The 298-nt window shown below is 52.7% G+C and carries 1 pseudogene; it reads right to left on the bottom strand.

Going from position 1 to position 298, the window contains the following annotated elements:
* A pseudogene (locus AC0L3J_RS37905) lies at positions 1-298 on the bottom strand (Asp-tRNA(Asn)/Glu-tRNA(Gln) amidotransferase GatCAB subunit C); the annotation flags it as partial.

Below are 298 nucleotides of genomic sequence, written 5' to 3'. Positions count from 1 at the left end.
CAGGTAGCGGCAATGTCAGCCAGCGCCTGCGAATAAATCTCAATTTTGCCCGATGGCGTAGTCAGTGGGTTTGCCTGCGGATCTTCACGGAAGGCTTTATAAGCAACGTGATGCCCTTGTGGGTCGCGCTTTTTAAAGATCCCCTGCTTGCGGAACTCTTCAAACGTTGGCAGTTCAGGAATCGCTTCCCGCGACTGGGCATACAGATGCCGCATCCACTCTTCCTGGGTACGGCCTTCAGTAAACTGTTGCTCAACGCCAAGACGTTTTGCCAGTTCGCTGGTCATTTCATAGATGG

It is taken from the genome of Bradyrhizobium sp. Kon37 (assembly GCF_055807535.1).
Note: the sequence above shows the minus strand (reverse complement) of the source record. Positions and strands in the feature narration are given on the sequence as shown.